Below are 21,338 nucleotides of genomic sequence, written 5' to 3'. Positions count from 1 at the left end.
GGACCCCCGATCGCCCGCCCGCTATGCCGCCCGGCGATGAGCAACAAGCTGACCGAGATCTGCGCCGCCAAGCGCGACCATGTCGCACGGCGCAAGGCGGAGACCTCCTTCGCGGATCTTTCCGCGCGGGCGAACGCCGCCGGCGCACCGCGCGGCTTCCGCGCCGCGCTCGACCGCAAGGTGGCCGAGGGCGGCTACGGCCTGATCGCCGAGATCAAGAAGGCCTCCCCGTCGAAGGGCCTGATCCGCCCGGACTTCGATCCGCCCGCCCATGCCCGCGCCTATGAGGCGGCCGGAGCGGCCTGCCTGTCGGTGCTGACCGATGCCCCCTATTTCCAGGGTCATGACGATTATCTGGTCGCGGCGCGCGCCGCCTGTGCGCTGCCGGCCCTGCGCAAGGACTTCATGGTCGATCCCTGGCAGGTGACCGAGGCGCGCGCGCTGGGCGCCGATGCGATCCTGATCATCGTCGCCGCACTGGACGACGGAGAGATGGCCGAGATCGAAGCTGCCGCGATCGAGCATGGCATGGACGTGCTGGTCGAGGTGCACGACGATAGCGAATTCGACCGCGCGCTCCGGCTCCGCTCGCGCCTGATCGGGGTGAACAATCGCGACCTGCGCGACTTCACCGTCGATTTCTCGCGCACCTACGAACTGGTCGGCCGCGCGCCCGAGGGCTGCACCTTCGTCGCCGAAAGCGGCCTCGGTTCGAAGGCCGATCTCGACGCGATGGCCGGGCATGGCGTGCGCTGCTTCCTCGTCGGCGAGGCGCTGATGCGGCACGACGACGTCGCCGCCGCCACCCGCAGGCTGCTGACCGGGGCATGACATCCGGGCTCACCCATATCGACGCCGAGGGCGCCGCCCGCATGGTCGACGTGTCGGCCAAGGCAGAGACGAAGCGCGAGGCGGTAGCCGAAGGACGCATCCTGATCGGCCCGGAGGCGCTCGACGCGATCCGCGCCGGATCGGTCAAGAAGGGCGACGTCCTGGCGGTCGCCCGCATCGCCGGGATCATGGCGGCGAAGAAGACCGCCGACCTGATCCCGCTCTGCCATCCGCTGCCGATCTCGGGCGTGACGGTCGATCTCGCGATCGAGGCCGACGGCATCCGTGCAACCGCGACCGTCGTCACCACCTACACCACCGGCATCGAGATGGAGGCGCTGACCGCCGTCACCGCCGCGCTGCTGACCGTCTACGACATGGCCAAGGCGCTCGACCGGGGAATGCGGATCGAGGGCGTCCGCCTGCTGTCCAAGACCGGCGGCCGGTCGGGCGACTGGAAAGCTGGCTGATGGCGATGATCGCGGTTGCCGAAGCGCAGGCGCGCATGCTCGCGCTGAAGCCGCCGCTCGCGATCGAGACCGTCGCGCTGACCGACGCGGCCGGCCGCTATACCGCCGGGGACGTGCGCGCGCGACGCACCCAGCCCGCCGCCGACCTGTCGGCGATGGACGGCTATGCGATCCGCTTCGACGAGCGGCCGGGCCCCTGGACGGTGGTGGGCGAGAGCGCGGCCGGCGGCGGGCTCGATCGCGCGCTGGCGCCGGGCGAGGCCGCGCGGATCTTCACCGGCGCGCCGCTGCCGCAGGGCGCCGACGCGATCCTGGTCCAGGAGGAGGCCGCGCGCGACGGCGACCGGCTGGCGATGGCAGGCGAGGGGCCGCCCCGGATCGGGGCGCACATCCGCCGCCGGGGCAGCGACTTCGCCGAGGGCGACCTGCTCCTGCCGCCGGGCATGCCGATCGGCGCGGCGGCGATCGCGCTCGCGGCGAGCGGCGGCCACGGCGCCATCGCCGTCCGCCGGCGCCCCCGGATCGCGATCCTGTCGACCGGCAACGAACTGCTGCCCGCCGGCGAACCGACCCCGGGCGCGATGCTGCCCGCGTCGAACGGGCCGATGCTGGCGGCTCTGCTCGGGTCCGGCGCCTGCGAGGTGCGCGACCATGGCATCGTCCGCGACGATCTCGACCTGATCACCGCCGCCTTCGCCGCGATGGCCGGGAGCGCCGACATCATCGTCACCACCGGCGGCGCTTCGGTCGGCGACCATGACCTCGTCCTTCCCGCGCTGGAGAAGGCGGGGGCCAGCATCGATTTCTGGCGGGTGCGCATGAAGCCGGGCAAGCCCGTGATGATCGGCACGCTGGGCGACGCGGTCGTGCTGGGCCTGCCCGGCAACCCCGTTTCCGCCTTCGTGACGGCGATGCTGTTCGCGCGGCCGCTGATCGCGCACCTGCTCGGCGCCGCGACGCCGGTGCCCGAACCGATGATCGCCCGCCTCGGCGCACCGCTCGCCGCGACCGGCAACCGCGCCGAATATTTCCGCGGCCACTGGGTCGACGGCCGCGCCGTCCCACTGGCGGGTCAGGACAGCGCGGGCCTGTCCGCGCTGGTCGAGGCCGCCTTCCTGATCGCCCGGCCGCCCGACGCCCCGGCCCTTGAGCCCGGAGCCGAGGTGCCGATTTTCCCGATCGCTTGACAGATTCCGGCCGGTTGCCTAAATGTTCTCCGTCCGTTCCCGACGAAGGCGATCGCCATGCTGACCCGCAAGCAACATGAACTGCTATGCTTCATCAACGACCGGTTATTGGAAACCGGCGTGTCCCCCTCGTTCGAGGAGATGAAGGAAGCGCTCGACCTCAAGTCGAAGTCGGGCGTGCACCGCCTGATCAGCGCGCTCGAGGAACGCCATTTCATCCGCCGCCTGCCGAACCGCGCCCGCGCTCTCGAGGTGCTGCGCATGCCCGAGACGGCGGTCGCGAAGAGCACGCCTGCCCCCGCCAAGACGAGCAAGGCGACGCCGCCGGCCGTTCCACACGCCGCGAACGAGAATGTGCTGGAGATCCCCCTGCACGGCCGCATCGCCGCCGGCATGCCGATCGAGGCGCTCGAAGGTCAGAGCAGCCTGTCGGTGCCCGCCGCGCTGCTCGGCCCGGGCGAGCATTATGCGCTCGAGGTGTCGGGAGACTCGATGGTCGAGGCCGGCATCCTCGACGGCGACTATGCGCTGATCCGTCGCGCCGAGACGGCCCGCGACGGCGAGATCGTCGTCGCGCTGATCGCCGACGCCGAGGCGACGCTCAAATATTTCCGCCGCGAGGGCGCGATGGTCCGGCTCGATCCGGCCAACCGCGCCTATGATCCGCAGCGCTACAAGCCCGACCAGGTCCGTATCCAGGGCAAGCTCGCGGGGCTGCTGCGACGCTATTGATAAGGGGGAGGGCCTGGCTCCCCCCTTTTATCATGTCCCTGCGATGGCAGGGGTTCCCGTCTCGTCAGCCAGCGGAGTCCGGCTTTCGCCAGGATGACGACGTGACTCAATCCGCCGCCACCGGGCCGCTCAGCGGGGCCGGTTTCCGGACGAGCCACACCAGCGCGATCATCGCCATCATCGCCCAGGCGCTGACCCGGAAGATGTCGTTCGACGACAGCAGATAGGCCTGGCCCACCATCTCGCGGGTGAGCGCCGCATAGCCCTGCTGCGCGCTCAGCCCGATCTGGCCGAAGCCGTCGACCGCATGGCGGAACAGTGGGTCGAAGGGCGAGCTCGCGTCGGCCAGCCGGCTCTGGTGCAGCGCCTCGCGCCGGTCCCACATCGTCGTCACCAGCGACGCGGCGAAGCTGCCGCCCGTGATCCGGGCGAAGTTGGACAGGCCGGTCGCCGAGGGGGTCCTGTCGGCCGATACCCCGTCGAGCGAGATGCTGAGCATCGACACGAAGAAGGTGCTCATCCCAAGCCCCTGCACCAGCATCGGCAGCATGAAGTGCCAATAGTCGGTCTGGGCGCTGTAGCCGCTGCGCATCTGGTAGGAGATCGCGAAGGCGACGAAGGCGAAGCAGGCCAGCCAGCGCGCGTCGACCTTGCCCGAGATGCGGGCGACGAAGGGGGTCGCGATCACCGAGACGATCCCGCTCGGCGCGGCGACCAGCCCCGCCCAGGTCGCGGTGTAGCCCAGCTGCTGCTGGAGCCAGAGCGGCAGCAGCAGCGTGTTGCCGAAGAACACCGCATAGCCGAGGGTCAGCGCGGCGGTGCCCAGCGCGAAATTGCGGTTGCGGAACAGCGAGAGGTCGACCGCTGGGCGTTGCTCGGTCAGTTCCCAGATCAGCCAGGCAACGAAGCCGATCGCCGCCAGCAGCGCCATCGTCGTGATGAAGGGGGAGTGGAACCAGTCGTCGTTCTTGCCGAGGTCGAGAAATATCTGGAGCGAGCCGACCCAGAAGGCGAGCAGGCCGAGGCCGACCGTGTCGATCGGCACCTTCGCGGTCTCGGTCTCGCGGCTCTTCATGAAGCGCCAGGAGACGAAGGCTGCGGCGAGGCCGACGGGGACGTTGATCAGAAAGATCCAGCCCCAGTGATAATTGTCGGAGATGTAGCCGCCCAGGATCGGGCCCGCGACCGGGCCGACCAGGGTGGTCATCGACCAGATGCCGATCGCGGTCGAGCGGCGCTCGGCGGGGAAGATCGAGATCAGCAGCGCCTGGCTGCCCGGAATCATCGGCCCGGATACCGCGCCCTGCAGGATGCGGAACAGGATCAGCGAGGGCAGGCTCCAGGCGATGCCGCACAGGAAGGAGGCGAAGGTGAACAGGACCACCGAGACCACGAAGGTGCGCACCACGCCGAAGCGCCGCATCAGCCAGCCGGTCAGCGGCACGGTCACGCCGTTGGCGACGGCGAAGGCGGTGATCACCCAGGTCGAGGTATCCGAGCTGACGCCGAGATTGCCGGCGATGGTGGTCAGCGAGACATTGGCGATGGTCGTGTCGAGCACCTGCATGAAGGTGCCGAGCGCCAGCGCGATCGAGGCCGCGCCGAGGGCGATCCCGCCCAGCGGTGCGGGCTGCCCCGTCGAGGCGGCGGCGGTCACCGGATCCGGCCGCTGTTGGCGGCGACGATCGAAGCGATGCGGGCCTCGACCCCGGGGCCGCCGTCCTGGCTGGCCGAGCGCGGGACGGGCGGGGCGGCGACGCGCGCGACGGGAACGCCGCGATGATCGTCGGTGTCCACCGTGACCTTGGCCGAGACGCCGATCCGCAGCGGGTTGGCGCGCAGTTCCTTCGGATCGAGCGCGATGCGGACAGGGACGCGCTGGACGATCTTGATCCAGTTGCCGCTGGCGTTCTGCGGCGGCAGCAGCGCGAAGGCGTTGCCGCTGCCCGCGCCGAGGCCGAGCACCTTGCCATGATAGGTGACCGAGCCGCCATAGATGTCGGTCTCGATCTCCACCGGCTGGCCGACGCGCAGGTCGGCGAGCTGGGTCTCGCGGAAATTGGCGTCGATCCACAGCCGGTCGAGCGGCACCACCGCCATCAGCGGCGTGCCCGGTGCGACCTGCTGGCCGAGCTGCACGGTACGTTGGGCGACGACGCCGTCGAGTGGCGCGATCAGGTGCATATGGCCCTGGACGATCGCGGCGCGGCGGACGGCGGCGGCCGCCGCGAGCACGTCGGGATTGGTGCCGACCCTGGTGCCTTCGACCGTCGAGCGCGCCTGCGCCTGCCGGCTTCGGGCGAGGTTGAGCGTGGCGGTGGCGGTGCGGACGCTGTCGGCGGCGTGCGCGACCTCCTCGCCCGAGACCGCGCCCTCGGCGGCGGCGGCGCGGCGGCGCGACAGGTCGTTGCGGGCGCGGGCCAGTTCTGCCTCGGCCTGGACCACCTCGGCACCGGCCTCGTCGACCTTGGAGAAGTCGGAGCGGACCGCGCGGACCGCGCGGGCGAGGTTCGCCTCGGCCGAGGCCATCTGCGCGTCGGCGGTGGCGGAATCCAGCTCGATCAGCGGCTGGCCCTGCCTGACGCTCTCGGTACTGTCGGCGTTGATCGCCAGCACCGTGCCCGGCTCGCGCGCGGTGATCGCCACCACGTCGCCGGCGACATAGGCGTCGTCGGTGGTCTCGGTGCTCGGCCCCAGCAGCTCATAGCCGCCATAGCCTGCGGCCGCGATCAGAACCGCGGCACCGAGCATCAGGAAGCCGCGCTTGCGGGTGCGAAGGGCACCCTGCCGTTCGGCGGCCTCGTCCTTCTGGATCTGGGTGTGGGCGTTCACGGATTATCTCCCGGTTGCGGCGGCGCCGGTGGCCGACGCGAGATTCGGATGGGCCAGCGGATCGAAGCTTCCGCCGACCGCGACGAGCAGGCGGACGCGCGCGGCGGCGCCGTCGGCGGCGAGGTCGACCGCGCGCTGGTTGGCGGCGAGCAGCCGGTCGCCGGCATCGAGCACGTCGAGCCGCGCGCCGAGCCCGGTGCGCACGCGCACCTCGTCGAGCCGCACGGTCTCCGCCAGGCCGGCGACGACCTTGCGCTGCTCGGCGGCGTCGGCGGCGTTGGTGCCGATCGCGGACAGTGCGTCGGCGGTCTCGCGAACAGCGCCAAGGACGGTGCCGTTATAGCCGGCGATCGCCTCGTCGATCCCGGCGATCGCGCCTTTGTAATTCGCCTTGAGTCGGCCGCCTTCGAAGATCGGCAGGTGGAGCGCGGGGCCGGCGCCGTAGGTCGCGGCTCCGCCGGTGAACAGCGATCCGAGGCCGAGCGCCTGCAGGCCGACCAGGCCCTTCAGGTCGAGGTCGGGGTAGAAGTCCGCGCGCGCGACTTCGCGCCCCGCCTCGGCGACGTCGATCCGCGCGCGGGCGGCGAGGATGTCGGGGCGGCGGCCGAGCAGGTCGGCGGGGAGCGCGGCCGGCACCGGCAGCGCGGTGTCGAGCGCCAGCGACGGATCGGCGATCCCGGCATAATAATCGGCGCCGCGTCCGGCGAGGGCGGCGAGGGCGTGGATCATCAGCTGGCGGGCACCATCGGCGCGGATCTGCGCCTGGCGCGCCTCCGCCAGCAGGGTCTCGGCGGCGCGCAGGTCGAAATCGCTGCCGAGATCGGTGCGCTTGCGGGTGCCGGCGAGCCGCAGTTGCTCCTCGCGCGACGCGACGAAACGGCCGGCGATGCTCGCCTGCCCGGTCGCGCGGGCGAGATCGACATAGGCCTGGGCGACAGCGCCCGAGAGCGTGACGCGCGCCGCCTCGACGTCGAGCGCGGCGGCCTCGGCCGAGGCGCCCGCCTGCCTGATCAGCGCCTTCTGCCGGCCGGCGAGATCGAGCGACCAGTCGAGATTGGCCTGGGCGCTGCCGATCCAGCGGGTGCTGCCGCCATAGGGCGGGGGAATGATATATTTCTCGCTGAGCCGCTGACGCATCGCCGAGGCGTCGCCGCTGAGCTGCGGTAGCAGCCCGGCCTTGTTCGCGGCGATCCCGGCCTGCGCGCGGGCGAGCCGCGCCATCGCGGCGTCGAGCGAAGGATTGCCCGCGAGCGCTTCGGCCATGATCCGGTCGAGCTGGGGATCGCCGAAGCCGTGCCACCAGTCGCCCGCCGCCGGCAGCGGCGCGGCATCGCCGAGTCCGACCGCGGCGGCGGAGGCGGCCTGAACCTGCGGCTGGACCTTCGGGACGGCGGCGCAGCCCGACAGCAGGGTCGCGACGAGGCCGGCGATCAGCGCCGGGCGGCGGAGCGGGGTCGAACGGGGCATGGCGGATTCCCTGAGCCGGTGAACGATACGGCAGATAGGCCGCGCCGCGCAGAGGGATTATCCACCAAATGTGCACAATAGAGATGGCGATTAGTTTCTAATCGTTACGGATGCGGGCAGCCGGGCGTTGTGCCCGCCGCGGCGGAGGCGGATTGATGCCTTTTCGGCACCAGTGAAATGATGATCGGCCGGCTAATCGTTTCGCCGGCTCATCATTAGATGGCTCCAAGCGCCGCCCGGCATTCCCCCCTGAACCCCCCTGGCCGGGCGGCGTACCCTTCTCCAGCCCCTCTCGGGAAGGCCCGATCGATGCGATCGAAGACGACCCTCTACCAGGCCCAGGCCACCGCCATCGGCGGCAGGGTCGGCGGCGCGGCCAGCGCCGACGGTCGGCTCAAGATCCGGCTCGACGATCCCGCCGATCCGGTCGGCAAGGGCACCAATCCCGAACAATTGTTCGCGGCGGCCTATGCCGCCTGCTTTCTCTCCGCGATCCGTCGCGCCGCCGATGCCGAGGGCATCGCGATCGCGCCCGACAGCCATGTCACCGCCGACGTCGCGCTGGACGATGTGGGTGCGGGTGGGGGCGCGGTGCTGGCGATCGAGCTGTCGGTAGACCTGTCCGGCCTCGACGATGCCGTCGCCGAACGGCTGGCGTCGGCGGCGCACGCGCTCTGCCCCTATTCGAAAGCGGTTCGCGGCGACGCCAAGGTCAGCATCCGCCTCGCCTGAGCGAGCGCGGCGCGTTCGCGGTCAGGCGACGTCCGCATAATGGGCGCGGGCCACGTCGGGGTGCGACCGCAGCCGCGCCTTCAGGTGATTGGCGCCGACGTCGCGGAACATCGGATTGCCGGGGTCGGAGCTGACGCCCCGTTCCGAACCCTTCAGTTCGGGCGGCAGGTCGATCAGCGGGATGCTGCCCTCGTGCGCGGCGCCCAGGAAGAAGGCGATCGAGTAGCGTTCGGTACCGGCGGGCGGCGAGATCGCCGCATGAACGTCGGCGCAGACGAAGCCGTTGGTTGCCAGCTCGAGAAGCTCGCCGGTGTTGACGACGAAGGTGCCCGGAACCGGCGGCGCGTCGATCCAGCTGCCGTCCTGGGCCTGGACGCGCAGCCCGGCCAGCCGATCCTGGAGGAGGATCGTCACCAGGCCGCCATCCTTATGCGCGCCGACGCCCTGGTCCGACGCGCCCGACGTCCGGCCGGGATAGCGCAGGATCTTCAGGTGCTGGCGGGGGCGGGGCCGGACCATCGGTTCGAACACGTCCTCGTCCTGGCCGAGCGCGATGGCGACCGCGCGAAGGACCTCGAGCCCGACGCGGGTGACTTCGGCCTGATAGCGCGAGATGACGTCGCGGAGCTCGGGCATCGCCGATGGCCATTGGTTGGGGCCGATCGTCCGCTTCCAGGCGGGCGTGTCGAGGCCGATCTCGAGCGCGGCCTCCTCGCAGTCGAAGTCGACCTGCTCGCGCCAGTCGGGCTGGCCCTGCGTCAGCTCGGCCCCGGCTCGGCTATAGCCGCGGAACTGCGGCGAGCGGATCATCTCGATCTCGAGCTTGTCGGCTTCGGGAAGCGCGAAGAAGCGCTTCGATGCCGCCAGGGTCTCGGCAACCAGCGCCGGATCGACCCCATGGCCGGAAAGATAGAAGAAACCATGCTCGTGAAGAATCGCGCGCAGATCGGCGGCGACGGCGGTGCGTTCTTCGGGCGTGCCCCGCATCCTCGCAATGTCGAGCGTCGGAAGATGTGCGGGCGCGGTGTCGGTCGTGACATCGGCCTCGTGGTTGTTGACGGCATCCGCTGCGAATTCGAGCATTTTTTATTCACCCGATATTGTGACTATTCAAAAGTCGGGCAAATATATGGTGGATATCGTGCCCGTTTATTGAAGGATAAGCATCGATATCATTGGGTAAACCACATTAACTCCCACGCTTTTCATGGGCTATCTCCCACGGGTGGGGCATGAGGAAGGGCTGTCCGGAGTGGGGAGACGCCCATCTTTCGCTCGTTCGGAGGGTGGGCCGAGCTCGTTGCCCACCGCCGCCCCATTGCGGGCGGGATCAGTTCTCGATGCCGTGGGCCCAGGGCTGGCTGGAGAATTGCCGGCGCAGAAAGTCGAGCAGGACCCGCACCCGGGCGGGCCGGGCGCGGCCGGGGGGAGTCACCACGCAGATCGGCGCCGACGGCACCGTCCAGCCGGGGAAGAGGTCGACGAGCCGTCCGTCCTCGAGCGCTTCCCAGATGAAATATTCGGGCATCGCGGCGCCGCCGACCCCGCCGATCAGCGCGTGCATCAATCCCATTGTGCTGTTCATGTGCAGGGCGCCCGAGACCGGCACATGGACATGCTGGCCGTTAGGACCGGTGAAATCGACCTCGCGACCCCAGGGGACATGGGTGGAAATGAGCATCGGGTAATGGGCGAGATCGGACGGGTGCGGCGGCCGGCCGGCCCGTTCGATCAGCGATGGGGCCGCGCTCACCCGGCGGCGGAGCGTGAACAGCCGGCTGATGCGGAGCGAGCTGTCGTCGGCATTGTCGCCGATCTGGATGGCGAGGTCATAACCTTCGGCAACGATGTCGACCTTGCCTTCGGTGAAGGTGATGTCGAGCCTTATGTCGGGATAGGCCGCCATGAAGGCGGGAAGCACCGGCGCCAGCGCGGTCTCCCCGAAGGTCGTCGAGGTCGCCATCCGGATCGTCCCGCGCGGGATGGCCGCCTCCTCGAGGATGTCGGCCTCGATCGCCGCGCCGTCGGCCAGGATGCGCAGTGCCCGGTCGAGCGACAGCCGCCCGCTCTCGGTCAGCGACAGCTTGCGCGTGGTGCGGTGGAGAAGGGTCGTCCGCATGCGTTGCTCGAGCCGGCTGATCGCCTTGGAGACGGTCGTCTTGGCCAGGCCCAGATCCTCTGCCGCCTGGCTGAAGGACCCTTTCTCGGCGACCTTGGCGAAGATCGCCCAGGCTTCGAAATCAGGCAGGTGCGGCATGTCGATCCCCCTCGGAAGCCATCCTAGCATCCGGGCGGCTTTGCATAAATCCATTCCGCCTTTTCGTCGTTATCCCGGCGAACGCCGGGATCGCCCTGCCTTCGCCGCTTTTACGCCTCTCCCCGCCCGGCGGCGAGTTCGGGATGGCTGCCGAGCGCGCGGCTTTCCTCGGCGAGGATCGCGTCGCAAATCTCTTCGGCCGAGCGCGCGTCGCGCGCGGCGGTGTCGATCAGCAGCACGAACTCGGCATTGAGCGGCTTGGGCGAGAAGCGCTGCGCGCTGACCCGGTAGCGCTTGTAAGGCTGGATGAACGGCGTGACCGCCCCCCGGTCGCAGCAGGCCTGGGCCATGTCGATCAGCGGGATGTTGCCATCGGTGCTGTAGCTGATCGCGATGAAGCGCGCCGGCAGCCCGTCGATCAGCGCGCGAAAGGCCTCGGTCGCGTGCCGCGCGCTGTTGTAGAGGCTGCGCCGTTCGGTCCGCCAGTCGAGCCGGATCCCCGACTTGTCGCCCCGGCCGCTGATCTTGGGGCTGAGGGCCGGTTTGTCCCACAGCGCCACGCTGTTGAGGACGTGATAATTCGACCCATAGGGATGCTGGTTGTAGGGCGGGTCGATATAGACGAAGTCGTAGCTCCGGCCATGCTCCCGGCCGAAGCCCTGCGCGTCGAGCCGGGTCACTTCGTTGAGGTGGCCATTGTCGAGGAAGATGGCAGGTTCCAGCGCAAGGTCGGCGCGAATCCGGTAGAGCGCGGTGCCGTTGCTGCCGCCCCAGCCCGCATGGAAGCCCTTGAAGACGCCCGAGGTGTTGCTGGTGTAGCAGCATTGGTAGATGAGCGGGGCGAGCAGGCAGGCGATCCGCGCCGGATCGAGCCCTTCGGCGATGGCGAGCCGCTCGATCTCGGTCCGGATGGCATCGATCCGCAGGCCGTTCTTGCGCATGTAGAACAGTCGATCGCGACCGATCTCGTAACGGTCGTCGTCGTCGGGGCAGAGATGGTCGGTCACCCAGCCCTGGACCGGCGCCAGCGCGTTCAGCCGCGCGATCATCTCCGCATAGGACCGGTCGCCATAGGCGGGGGCCGCGTTGCAGCCGACATAGCAGCGATTGAGTGCCTCCGCATAGGGTTCCCAGTCGTTGGCGATCACCCGGAAGCCGCGCGCCTTTGCGTAGCGGGCGACCACCCCGCTGCCGGCGAAAAGGTCGACGAAGCCGTCGCCCGGCGCGATCCCGCTCGCCTCGATCGCCCGGCCGATCAGCGGGAGCAGCTTCCGCTTGTTGCCGATATAGGGGATCAGTTGATGGAAGACGTAGCTGTCGGTGCTGCGGGCGGCGTGCCGGCGGCGATCATATCTCACAGGGCTGGATTCCGGATCACCGCGCCAGCGATAGAACGGGCGCCCGTACGTGTCGATTGGCCGGAATGGCGGAAGTCACCATAATTTTCATGGTGCGGGCTTGGCGAGGCCTATCGACGCGCGGTAAGACCCTGGCGTAGCTCCTGTGCGGCCACAGGGCCAACTCCCCGCCAAGAGAGGGAGTGTCCTTTCCGCCTACGCGCAGGAGCGCGTGGAGAGGAGTTGTACGCGTTGGAGCCTACCAACACCGAGGCACCCGATTACTTCCACAAGGTCGTCGATTGCCAATGGGCCTGCCCGGCCCACACTCCCGTCCCGGAATATATCCGCCTGATCGCGCAGGGGCGTCATGCCGACGCCTATATGGTCAACTGGAAATCCAACGTTTTTCCGGGGATTCTCGGCCGGACCTGCGATCGCCCCTGCGAGCCCGCCTGCCGGCGTGGCCGGGTCGACGAGGAGCCGGTGGCGATCTGCCGGTTGAAACGCGTCGCCGCCGACAACAAGGGCGACGTCGCCGCGCGCATGCCGACGCCGCCCAAGAAGCGTATCGGCAAGAAGATCGCCTGCATCGGCGCCGGCCCCGCCTCGATGACGGTGGCGCGCGACCTCGCCCCGCTCGGTTACGACGTCACCGTCTATGACGCCGATGCCAAGTCGGGCGGGATGATCCGCAGCCAGATCCCGCGCTTCCGCCTGCCCGAAAGCGTGATCGACGAGGAGATGGGCTTCATCACAGCGCTCGGGCCCAGGATGCGGCTCGGCGAACGGGTCGACAGCCTCGCCGCCCTGCTCGCGCAGGATTACGACGCGATCTTCGTCGGCACCGGCGCGCCGCGCGGCCGCGACCTCGACATCCCCGGGCGCCGCGAGGCCGCCGCCAATATCCACATCGGCATCGAATGGCTGGCGAGCGTCTCCTTCGGCCATGTCGAGAGCATCGGCCGGCGGGTGGTCGTCCTCGGCGGCGGCAACACCGCGATGGACTGCTGCCGCACCTCCCGGCGGCTTGGCGGCGAGGAGGTAAAGGTCGTCGTCCGGTCGGGCTATGAGGAGATGAAGGCCTCGCCGTGGGAGAAGGAGGACGCCCAGCACGAGGGCATCCCGATCCTCAACTTCATGGTGCCCAAGGCCTTCACGCATGAGGATGGCAAGCTGACCGGCGTGATCTTCGAGAAGGTCGCGCCGGTGCTCGACGAGCAGGGGCGCCGTCGGCTCGAGCCGACGGGCGAGCCCGACGCGCATATCGAATGCGACGACGTGCTGGTCGCGATCGGGCAGGAGAACAGCTTCCCCTGGATCGAGCGCGACATCGGCCTCGACTTCGACCGGTGGAACATGCCGGTGGTCGACGAGACGACCTTCCAGTCGACCCATCCCCGGGTCTTCTTCGGCGGCGATGCGGCGTTCGGGCCGAAGAACATCATCTGGGCCGTCGCGCACGGCCATGACGCGGCGATCTCGATCGACCATGCCTGCCGCGGCGTCGACCTCCGCCTCCGGCCGCCGCCCGGCGTCGCGTTCTCGTCGCAGAAGATGGGCATCCACGAATGGAGTTACGACAACGACGTCTCGGCCGAGGACCGGCAGAAGGTGCCGCTGCTCCCGCTCGCCGAGGCGCTGGACGACGTGAAGGCCGAGGTCGAGCTCGGCTTCGACGACCCGAGGAGCTGGGCGGAGACGCAGCGCTGCCTCAACTGCGACGTGCAGACCGTCTTCACCCGGACCCTGTGCATCGAATGCGACGCCTGCGTCGACATCTGCCCGACCGACTGCATCACCTTCACCGTCAACGGCGAGGAGGAGGAATTGCGGCCCCGGCTCAAGGCGCCGGCGTTGAACCCGGCGCAGGACCTCTATGTATCCGCGACCCTGCCGACCGGCCGGGTGGCGGTGAAGGACGAGGATGTCTGTCTGCACTGCGGCCTGTGCGCCGAACGCTGCCCGACCGGCGCCTGGGACATGCAGAAGACGCTGATCGAGATGAGCCATGCGGGAGGATGCGCGCGATGACCCGCCCGATCGCCGCCGTGAACGACTTCGTCGTCAAATTCGCCAACGTCAACGGATCGGGCTCCGCCTCGGCCAACGGCCTGTTCGTCAAGGCGATCCTGCGAATGGGGGTGCCGGTCGGCGCCCGCAACATCTTCCCCTCGAACATCCAGGGCCTGCCGACCTGGTACGAGATCAGGGTGAGCGGCGACGGCTGGCTCGGCCGGCGCGGCGGGGTCGACCTGATGGTCGCGATGAACCCGCAGACCTGGGACCGCGACGTCGCCGAGATCGAGCCGGGCGGCTATCTCTTCTACGACAGCACCAAGCCGATGCCGCCGGACAGGTTCCGCGAGGACATCAGCATCGTCGGCATCCCGCTCACCGCGCTGTGCAATGCCGCCTATGCCGAGCCGTCGAAGCGCAAGGTGCTCAAGAACATCATCTATCTGGGCGCGCTGACCTATCTGCTCGGCATCGAGCGCGAGGTGGTGGAGACGCTGCTGGGCGAGGAATATGCCTCCAAGCCCGCGCTGATACCGGCCAATATCGAGGCGCTGGGCATCGGCTTCGACCATGCCCGCGAGCATCTCGCGCCGCTCGGGCTCAAGCTCCGCCGCGCCGATGCGGTGGGCGATCGCATCTTCGTCGACGGCAACAGCGCGGCGGGGCTCGGCGCGGTCTATGGCGGGGCGACGGTCTGCGCCTGGTATCCGATCACCCCGTCGACCTCGCTCGCCGAGGCGTTCACCGCCTATTGCGGCAAGCTCCGGCACGATGCCGACACCGGAGAAGCCCGCTACGCGATCGTCCAGGCCGAGGACGAGATCGCCTCGATCGGCATCGTCACCGGCGCCGGCTGGAACGGCGCGCGCGCCTTCACCTGCACCTCGGGGCCCGGCATCTCGCTGATGCAGGAGTTCATCGGCCTTTCCTATTTCGCCGAGATCCCCGGCGTGATCTTCGACGTGCAGCGCGGCGGTCCGTCGACCGGCATGCCGACCCGCACCCAGCAGTCGGACATCCTCTCCGCCGCCTATGCGAGCCATGGCGACACCAAGCATGTCCTGCTGCTCCCCGAGGGGCCGAACGAGTGCTTCGAGTTCGGCGCGCTCGCCTTCGACCTCGCCGACCGGCTCCAGACGATGGTGTTCGTTATGCTCGACCTCGACATGGGGATGAACGAATGGCTGATCGAGCCCTTCCGGTGGGACGAGGAGCGCGGCCTCGACCGCGGCAAGATCATGACCGCCGAGATGCTGGAGGGTGGCGCCGATTTCGGCCGCTACAAGGATGTCGACGGCGACGGCATCCCGTGGCGCACCCTGCCGGCGACCCATCCGTCGAAGGGCAGCTACTTCACCCGCGGCACCTCGCGCGATCCCTATGCACGCTACAGCGAGGAGGGCGCGGTCTATGTCGACAATATGGAGCGGCTGCTGCGCAAATTCGACAGCGCCAAGGCGCTGGTGCCGCCGCCGATCGTGCGCCGGGCCGCGCGCCAGAGCAGCTATGGCGTGATCTATTACGGGTCGACCAGCCCGGCGATGGACGAGGCGCTGGCGGGGCTCGATGCCGGCGGGATCGCGGTCGACGCGATGCGGCTCCGCGCCTTCCCCTTTCCGGGCGAGGTGTTCGAGTTCATCGCCGCGCACGAGCTGGTGTTCGTCGTCGAGCAGAATCGCGATGCGCAGCTGCGCGCGCTGCTGATCAACGAGGGCGGGGTCGATCCGGCCCGGCTCGTGAAAGTGCTCAACTATGACGGCTCGCCGATCACGGCGCGCTTCATCCAGGCCGAGCTGGCCAAGGGCATGGGCGTTCCCAAGGCCCGCGCCGCCGGGGAGATGGTGAGATGACCTATATCGCCAAGCCGCAATTCCATCACCCGTCGCTCAGGCACAACGCGCTCGGCTTCACCCGGCGCGACTATGAGGGGAAGGTGTCGACGCTGTGCGCGGGCTGCGGGCATGATTCGATCAGCGCCGCGATCGTCCAGGCCTGTTTCGAGATCGACCTCGAGCCGCACCGTCTCGCCAAGCTGTCGGGGATCGGCTGCTCGTCGAAGACCCCCGATTATTTCCTCGGCGCCAGCCACGGCTTCAACACCGTCCATGGCCGCATGCCGTCGGTTCTGACCGGCGCGAACCTCGCCAACCGCGACCTGATCTACCTCGGCGTGTCGGGCGACGGCGACAGCGCCTCGATTGGCCTCGGCCAGTTCGCCCACGCGATGCGGCGCGGGGTCAACATGACCTATGTCGTCGAGAACAACGGCGTCTACGGGCTCACCAAGGGGCAGTTCTCGGCGACCGCCGACAAGGGCAGCAAGTCGAAGAAGGGCGTGGTCAACTCGGACAGCGGGATCGATCTGGTCGGCCTCGCGCTCCAGCTCGGCGCCACCTTCGTCGCGCGCAGCTTCTCGGGCGACAAGGACCAGCTGGTGCCGCTGATCAAGGCGGCGCTGACCCACAAGGGCGCGGCCTTCATCGACGTGCTCAGCCCCTGCATCGCCTTCAACAACCACAAGGGATCGACCAAGAGCTTCGACTGGGTGCGCGAGCATAACGAGGCGGTGAACCGGCTCGACGTGCTGATGGCGCGGATGGCGGTGAAAGCCAGCTACGAGCCCGGGTCGCTGACCGAGGTGACCCAGCATGACGGCTCGGTCCTGCTGCTCCGCAAGGTTGCCGAGGATTATGACCCGACCGACCATGTCGGCGCGATCTCCTACCTCCAGCAGGCGCATGCGGCGGGGGAGATCGTTACCGGCCTGCTCTATGTCGATCCCGAGGCCGAGGACCTGCACGACGCGCTCGGCACCGTGAAACGGCCGCTCAACGCGCTGTCGGACGAGGAGCTGGTGCCCGGGGCTTCGGCGCTCGACAGGATCAACGCCGGGCTGAGATAGGCGGCCGACGATGTCGCGGGAGGCCGGAGCCATGGGCCTTCTCCACGCGGAGTCGTCGGGCCGAATCGCCGTTCGCGGGACCGATCCCGATCGGCAGGCTGGCCTGCGCGAGCGCGCCTGAACCGGGAGCCGAGAAATTTCGTGGGGGCGCCGCTTTTTTCATGGCGGCGCGGTTGCCAAGCAGATGATGGCGGAGCAATGGACCCGCGATGACCATGCGTTCCCTGCTCTTCGTGCCGGGCGACAGGCCCGAGCGTTTCCCCAAGGCGGCCGCCAGCGGTGCCGACGCGCTGATTCTCGACCTAGAGGATTCGGTGTCGCCCGAGAACAAGCCCCGGGCCCGTGCGGCGATCGCCGAATGGCTGGGCGGAGACCGGCAGGTCCGCTGCTTCGTGCGGATCAACCCGCTCGATTCCGACCATGTCCGCGCCGATCTCGACGCCGTGCTCGCAGCGCGTCCCGACGGGATCATGCTGCCCAAGGCGCTGGGCGCGGCCTCGGTCCGGCAGCTGGTCGAGATGACGGGCGGCACCTCTCCGCCGATCCTGCCGATCGCCAGCGAGACGCCGGCCGCGATATTCGGCCTCGGCAGTTATGGCGAAGCGGCCGCCGGCCTCGCCGGCCTGACCTGGGGGGCGGAGGACCTGCCCGCCGCGATCGGTGCCGCGACCTCGCGCAATCCCGACGGCAGCTATACCCCGCCCTATGAAGTGGTTCGCGCGCTCACCCTGTTCGGCGCGCACGCCGCCGGCGTCGCGGCGATCGAGACCGTCTATCCCGACATCGCCGATACCGCCGGGCTGGCGGCCTATGTGGCGCGCGGCCGGCGCGACGGGTTCACGGGCATGATGGCGATCCATCCTTCGCAGGTGGCGATCATCAACGCCGGGTTCAGCCCCAGCGAGGCCGAGATCGCCCATGCCCGCGCGGTGATCGCGATGTTCGCGGCGAACCCCGGCGCGGGCGCGCTGAAGCTCGACGGCAAGATGATCGACCGGCCACACCTGAAGCAGGCCGAGGCGCTGCTCGACCGGGCAGCGTCGGCTCAGAAGGCCCCTGGGTAGAGGCCTCCGTCCATCAGGATGTTCTGGCCGTTGATATAGCCGGCATGGACGCTGCACAGGAAGGCGCAGGTCGCGCCCATCTCCGCGGGATCGCCGATCCGCCCGGCGACCGCGTTGCCGGTCAGGTGGCGGGTGATCTCCTTCGAGTGGCGCAGCCGGTTGGTGTCGAAGGGCCCGGGGAGCAGGTTGTTGATCGTCACGCCCCTGGACGAATATTGCGGCACCAGTCCGAAGACGAAGTTGGTCAGCCCGGCGCGGGTCGCATTTGAAAGGCCGATCACCGGGATCGGGACCCGCACCGCCGACGAGGTGATATTGACGATCCGGCCGAAGCCGCGCGCCGCCATGCCGTCGGCGGTCATCCGGATCAGTTCGACCGCGCTCAGCAGATTCTGGTCGACCGCCGCGATCCAGGTGTCGCGGTCCCAGTCGCGATAGTCGCCGGGCGGCGGACCGCCGGCATTGTTGACCAAGATGTCGGGTTCGCCGAACGCGGCGGCCAGCGCCTCGCGCACCGGCTGGTCGACGATGCTGCCTGCCACTTCGTGCACGGCGACGCCGGCCGCCTCTGCGCGGATCTCCGCCGCGGTTCGTGCCAGCGCTTCCGGATCGCGGCCGTTGATCGCTACATCGACCCCTTCGCGGGCGAGCGCCATCGCACAGGCGCGGCCGAGCCCGTGGCTCGCCGCGCAGACGATCGCCTTCCTGCCCTTAATACCCAGGTCCATCGCGATCCTCCCCAATCTTGCATACTTGCATGCTAGTTTTGCTTCTCATATGATGGCCGGTGACGGGGCTCAAGAGGTTTCGCCCCATGAAGCCACGAGATGCAGAGCCGCTGCAAGCGGCCAGCCGAGGGGATGATGATGACCGGACCCGCCGCACCGCACGCTTCCGATCCCTTGCGCGCCCGCTATCTGGCCGAGCGCGACAAGCGGCTGCGCGCCGACGGCGAGGCGCAATATGTCGATGCGGCGGGCGAGTATGAGGATTTCGTCCGCGACCCCCATGTCGAATCGCCGCTGGTTCGCGATCCGGTCGAGCGCGAGGTCGATGTCGCGGTGATCGGCGGCGGCTTTGGCGGGCTGCTGACCGCTGCCAAGCTCACCGACGCCGGGATCGACGATTTCCTGGTCGTCGAGCAGGGCGGCGACTTCGGAGGTACCTGGTACTGGAACCGATATCCCGGCGTCCGCTGCGACATCGAATCCTATATCTACATGCCGCTGCTCGAGGAGGTCGGCACCGTCCCGCGCGAGCGCTATGCGACCGGCGGCGAGATCTTCGAGCATTGCCGCGCGATCGGGCGGCATTACCGCCTCTACGATCGGGCGTTGTTCCAGACCAAGGTCGATCGGATCGTGTGGGACGATGCGTCGGCGCGCTGGCAGGTCACGACCGACCGGGGCGATCTGCTCCGCGCCCGCTTCGTCGCCGTGGCGCAGGGGCCGCTCGCCAAGGTCAAGCTGCCGCGCCTGCCCGGCATCCGCGATTTCGAAGGCCGCATCTTCCACAGCAGCCGCTGGGACTATCGCTATACCGGCGGCGACGCGAGCGGGGGGCAGAGCGGACTCGCCGGCAAGAGCGTCGCGGTGATCGGCACCGGCGCCACCGCGGTCCAGATCGTTCCCCGGCTCGCCGAGCATGCCGAAAGCCTGCTGTTGTTCCAGCGCACCCCGTCGGCGGTCGACGCGCGCGACAATGCGCCGACCGACCTCGCCTGGTTCAAGGCGCAGCCCAGGGGGTGGCAGCGCGAGCGGATGAACAATTTCCTGTCGATCATCACCGGCCAGGCGCAGCCGGTCGACATGGTCGGCGACGGCTGGACCGACTTCTGGAAGCGGATCGGCGCCCGGATGAGGGCGCGGGCGGAAAGCGGATCGGCCGACGATCCGCACGCGATCGTCCAGGGGATAGACTATGCGAAGATGGACGAGATCCGCGCGCGCGTGGATGAGATCGTTCGCGATCCGGCGGTCGCCGAAGCGGTGAAGCCCTGGTATAATTATCTGTGCAAGCGCCCGCTCTACAGCGACGAATTCCTGCAGGCGCTCAACCGTCCCAATGTCGTGCTGGTCGACACCGGCGGCAAGGGCGTCGAGGCGATCACCGCGCGGGGTGTGGTCGCGGCGGGGCGCGAACATCGGGTCGACTGTATCGTCTTCGCGACAGGCTTCGATGTCGGCGCACCGCCGCACAAGGTGGGCGGATATGATCTGGTCGGCCGCGACGGGATCGACATCGACCGCAAATGGGCGAATGGCGCGCGCACCCTGCACGGGACGCAGATGAACGGCTTCCCGAACCTGCACATCGTCGGCGGGACCGCGCAGGGCACGACTGCCTTCAACTTCACCCACACGCTCGATATGCAGGCGAGCCATGCGGTCGAACTCATCCGAGCGTGCCTGACGCGCGGCATCCGCAGCCTGGAGGTGACGCGCGACGCCGAAGCGCGCTGGCTGGCGGCGATGGCGACCGCGCATGTCGACCATGACCAGTTCTACGAGGACTGCACGCCGGGTTTTCTCAACAACGAGGGCCGCTTCCGCGAGCGGCCGACCTACGTCGGTGGCACGTTCGGCGGGGGCCCGCTCGAATATGAGCGGATCATCGCCGCCTGGCGCGCGGGCGGGATCGATGGCGACTGCGTGATCAGCTTCGAGGACGGCCGGGTGATCGGCCCGGCCGACCGGGTCCAGGCGGCCGAGTAGGATCGGGCGTTTCCGCTCGTCCGGGGTCGAGGGACGGCGGCTAAGGGGAACAGTCCCCGACCGTGTTCGACACGGAAGCGGTGAATGCGAGAAGCGTCAGCGGCCCGTGAGCCCCGCCAGCACCGCGCTTCCGACGGCGGCGAGATGCGCCGTCGCGACCAGCCGGGCGCGCTCGGGTTCCTGGCGCTCGATCGCGTCGATGATCGGCTCATGCTCGTGCACCGCGTCCGACATGAACGCCTCGAACCCCGCCGAATGGGTGATGAAGAAATCGCACATGTTGAAGTTGCTGCGCTGCTTCTCGCCGAGCATCGGCGAGCAGGCCATCTCGTGCACCAGCAGATGGAACTCGCGATTGATCTCCGCATGGGCGGCCGCGTCGCCGGTTTGGCCGATCGCGATCAGCCGTTGCTGGAGGCGGCGGAGCGCGGTGATCTGGGCGTCGGTGCGGCGCCGCGCCGCCAGTTCGGCGAACAATCCCTCCATGCGCTGGAACATCAGGAAGAAGTCGGCGATCTCGTCGCGGGTCGGGTCGATGACCTGGCAGCCGACCTGCGGGATAATGCGAACGAATCCGTCGGCGCTGAGCCGGTTGAGCGCCGACATGATCGGCTGGCGGCTGGCGCCCGTCTCCATTGCCAGTTCCTTGACCAGCAGGCGGTCGCCAAAGGCATAGCGCGCGGTGACGAGGCCCTCGACGATGAGGTCGTAGATCTGGTTGTTCTTGCTCACGACCGTCCTTCTTCCAGCATGCAAGCGCGTCACGCCTAACGAGTCCGCCGTCCCGATCAAGT

The 21,338-nt window shown here is 69.0% G+C and carries 18 protein-coding genes; 10 read left to right on the top strand and 8 right to left on the bottom strand.

What is annotated here, in order from left to right; translation table 11 throughout:
* The first annotated feature begins 36 nt into the window (after window positions 1–36).
* Genes trpC through lexA form a run of 4 tightly spaced genes read left to right on the top strand, consistent with a single transcriptional unit; the run spans window position 37 to window position 3,220 of the window.
* On the top strand, window positions 37–831 hold the full coding sequence (trpC, locus tag ASE22_RS15705; RefSeq protein ID WP_056361637.1) for an indole-3-glycerol phosphate synthase TrpC: 795 nt from the start codon (window positions 37–39) through the stop codon (window positions 829–831).
* Window positions 828–1,301, top strand: a complete 474-nt coding sequence (moaC, locus tag ASE22_RS15700; protein ID WP_056361634.1) for a cyclic pyranopterin monophosphate synthase MoaC — start codon at window positions 828–830, stop codon at window positions 1,299–1,301. The genes trpC and moaC overlap by 4 nt, the downstream gene beginning before the upstream one ends.
* A complete protein-coding gene (locus ASE22_RS15695; RefSeq protein WP_056361632.1) occupies window positions 1,301–2,488 on the top strand; it encodes a molybdopterin molybdotransferase MoeA in 1,188 nt (395 codons plus the stop codon). The genes moaC and ASE22_RS15695 overlap by 1 nt, the downstream gene beginning before the upstream one ends.
* 57 nt (window positions 2,489–2,545) lie before the next feature.
* The gene (gene lexA / locus ASE22_RS15690; RefSeq protein ID WP_056361629.1) at window positions 2,546–3,220 is read left to right on the top strand and encodes a transcriptional repressor LexA; all 675 of its coding nucleotides are present in this window, start codon (window positions 2,546–2,548) and stop codon (window positions 3,218–3,220) included.
* A gap of 106 nt (window positions 3,221–3,326) precedes the next feature.
* Here the strand turns inward: lexA and ASE22_RS15685 are convergent, their stop codons facing one another.
* Genes ASE22_RS15685 through ASE22_RS15675 form a run of 3 tightly spaced genes read right to left on the bottom strand, consistent with a single transcriptional unit; the run spans window position 3,327 to window position 7,519 of the window.
* The gene (locus ASE22_RS15685) at window positions 3,327–4,877 is read right to left on the bottom strand and encodes a DHA2 family efflux MFS transporter permease subunit (protein ID WP_056361626.1); all 1,551 of its coding nucleotides are present in this window, start codon (window positions 4,875–4,877) and stop codon (window positions 3,327–3,329) included.
* Complete coding sequence (locus ASE22_RS15680; RefSeq protein ID WP_056361623.1) at window positions 4,874–6,052, bottom strand: efflux RND transporter periplasmic adaptor subunit; 1,179 nt, start codon at window positions 6,050–6,052, stop codon at window positions 4,874–4,876. Before ASE22_RS15680 ends, ASE22_RS15685 begins: the two co-directional genes overlap by 4 nt.
* A 3-nt stretch (window positions 6,053–6,055) precedes the next feature.
* Complete coding sequence (locus tag ASE22_RS15675; RefSeq protein ID WP_056361620.1) at window positions 6,056–7,519, bottom strand: efflux transporter outer membrane subunit; 1,464 nt, start codon at window positions 7,517–7,519, stop codon at window positions 6,056–6,058.
* Between the two features lie 309 nt (window positions 7,520–7,828).
* Between ASE22_RS15675 and ASE22_RS15670 the strand changes: the two genes are divergently transcribed.
* Entirely contained in the window at window positions 7,829–8,251 is a 423-nt protein-coding gene (locus ASE22_RS15670; RefSeq protein ID WP_056361617.1) for an Ohr family peroxiredoxin, read from the top strand.
* Between the two features lie 21 nt (window positions 8,252–8,272).
* Here ASE22_RS15670 and ASE22_RS15665 read toward each other — a convergent pair whose 3' ends face one another.
* From ASE22_RS15665 to ASE22_RS15655, 3 genes are all read right to left on the bottom strand, one after another.
* Complete coding sequence (locus ASE22_RS15665; protein ID WP_082545357.1) at window positions 8,273–9,334, bottom strand: isopenicillin N synthase family dioxygenase; 1,062 nt, start codon at window positions 9,332–9,334, stop codon at window positions 8,273–8,275.
* Between the two features lie 247 nt (window positions 9,335–9,581).
* On the bottom strand, window positions 9,582–10,508 hold the full coding sequence (locus ASE22_RS15660; protein ID WP_056361614.1) for a LysR family transcriptional regulator: 927 nt from the start codon (window positions 10,506–10,508) through the stop codon (window positions 9,582–9,584).
* A 110-nt stretch (window positions 10,509–10,618) separates the two neighbouring features.
* Complete coding sequence (locus tag ASE22_RS15655; protein WP_082545358.1) at window positions 10,619–11,866, bottom strand: DNA adenine methylase; 1,248 nt, start codon at window positions 11,864–11,866, stop codon at window positions 10,619–10,621.
* Between the two features lie 231 nt (window positions 11,867–12,097).
* Here ASE22_RS15655 and ASE22_RS15650 point away from each other — a divergent pair, with 231 nt between their 5' ends.
* From ASE22_RS15650 to ASE22_RS15635, 4 genes are all read left to right on the top strand, one after another.
* Window positions 12,098–13,879: an FAD-dependent oxidoreductase gene (locus ASE22_RS15650; protein ID WP_056361608.1), complete on the top strand. Its 1,782-nt coding sequence runs from the start codon at window positions 12,098–12,100 to the stop codon at window positions 13,877–13,879.
* The gene (locus ASE22_RS15645) at window positions 13,876–15,714 is read left to right on the top strand and encodes a 2-oxoacid:acceptor oxidoreductase subunit alpha (RefSeq protein WP_235536450.1); all 1,839 of its coding nucleotides are present in this window, start codon (window positions 13,876–13,878) and stop codon (window positions 15,712–15,714) included. The genes ASE22_RS15650 and ASE22_RS15645 overlap by 4 nt, the downstream gene beginning before the upstream one ends.
* Window positions 15,711–16,766, top strand: a complete 1,056-nt coding sequence (locus ASE22_RS15640) for a 2-oxoacid:ferredoxin oxidoreductase subunit beta (RefSeq protein WP_056361602.1) — start codon at window positions 15,711–15,713, stop codon at window positions 16,764–16,766. Before ASE22_RS15645 ends, ASE22_RS15640 begins: the two co-directional genes overlap by 4 nt.
* Before the next feature lie 209 nt (window positions 16,767–16,975).
* A complete protein-coding gene (locus tag ASE22_RS15635; protein ID WP_056361599.1) occupies window positions 16,976–17,830 on the top strand; it encodes an HpcH/HpaI aldolase/citrate lyase family protein in 855 nt (284 codons plus the stop codon).
* Here the strand turns inward: ASE22_RS15635 and ASE22_RS15630 are convergent.
* A complete protein-coding gene (locus tag ASE22_RS15630) occupies window positions 17,812–18,558 on the bottom strand; it encodes an SDR family oxidoreductase (RefSeq protein WP_056361597.1) in 747 nt (248 codons plus the stop codon). The two genes, ASE22_RS15635 and ASE22_RS15630, sit on opposite strands and share 19 nt — an antisense overlap.
* 138 nt (window positions 18,559–18,696) lie before the next feature.
* On the opposite strand from ASE22_RS15630, the gene ASE22_RS15625 reads away from it, so the two are divergent.
* Window positions 18,697–20,544, top strand: a complete 1,848-nt coding sequence (locus tag ASE22_RS15625; RefSeq protein ID WP_056362437.1) for a flavin-containing monooxygenase — start codon at window positions 18,697–18,699, stop codon at window positions 20,542–20,544.
* Window positions 20,545–20,640: 96 nt separating this feature from the next.
* Here ASE22_RS15625 and ASE22_RS15620 read toward each other — a convergent pair whose 3' ends face one another.
* A complete protein-coding gene (locus ASE22_RS15620; protein ID WP_056361595.1) occupies window positions 20,641–21,276 on the bottom strand; it encodes a GntR family transcriptional regulator in 636 nt (211 codons plus the stop codon).
* Between the last annotated feature and the right edge of the window lie 62 nt (window positions 21,277–21,338).

It is taken from the genome of Sphingomonas sp. Root720 (assembly GCF_001428605.1).
In the GTDB taxonomy this organism is placed as follows: Bacteria; Pseudomonadota; Alphaproteobacteria; order Sphingomonadales; family Sphingomonadaceae; genus Rhizorhabdus.
The sequence above is the reverse complement of the archived record's forward strand: the minus strand, read 5'-3'. Positions and strand labels throughout refer to the sequence as shown.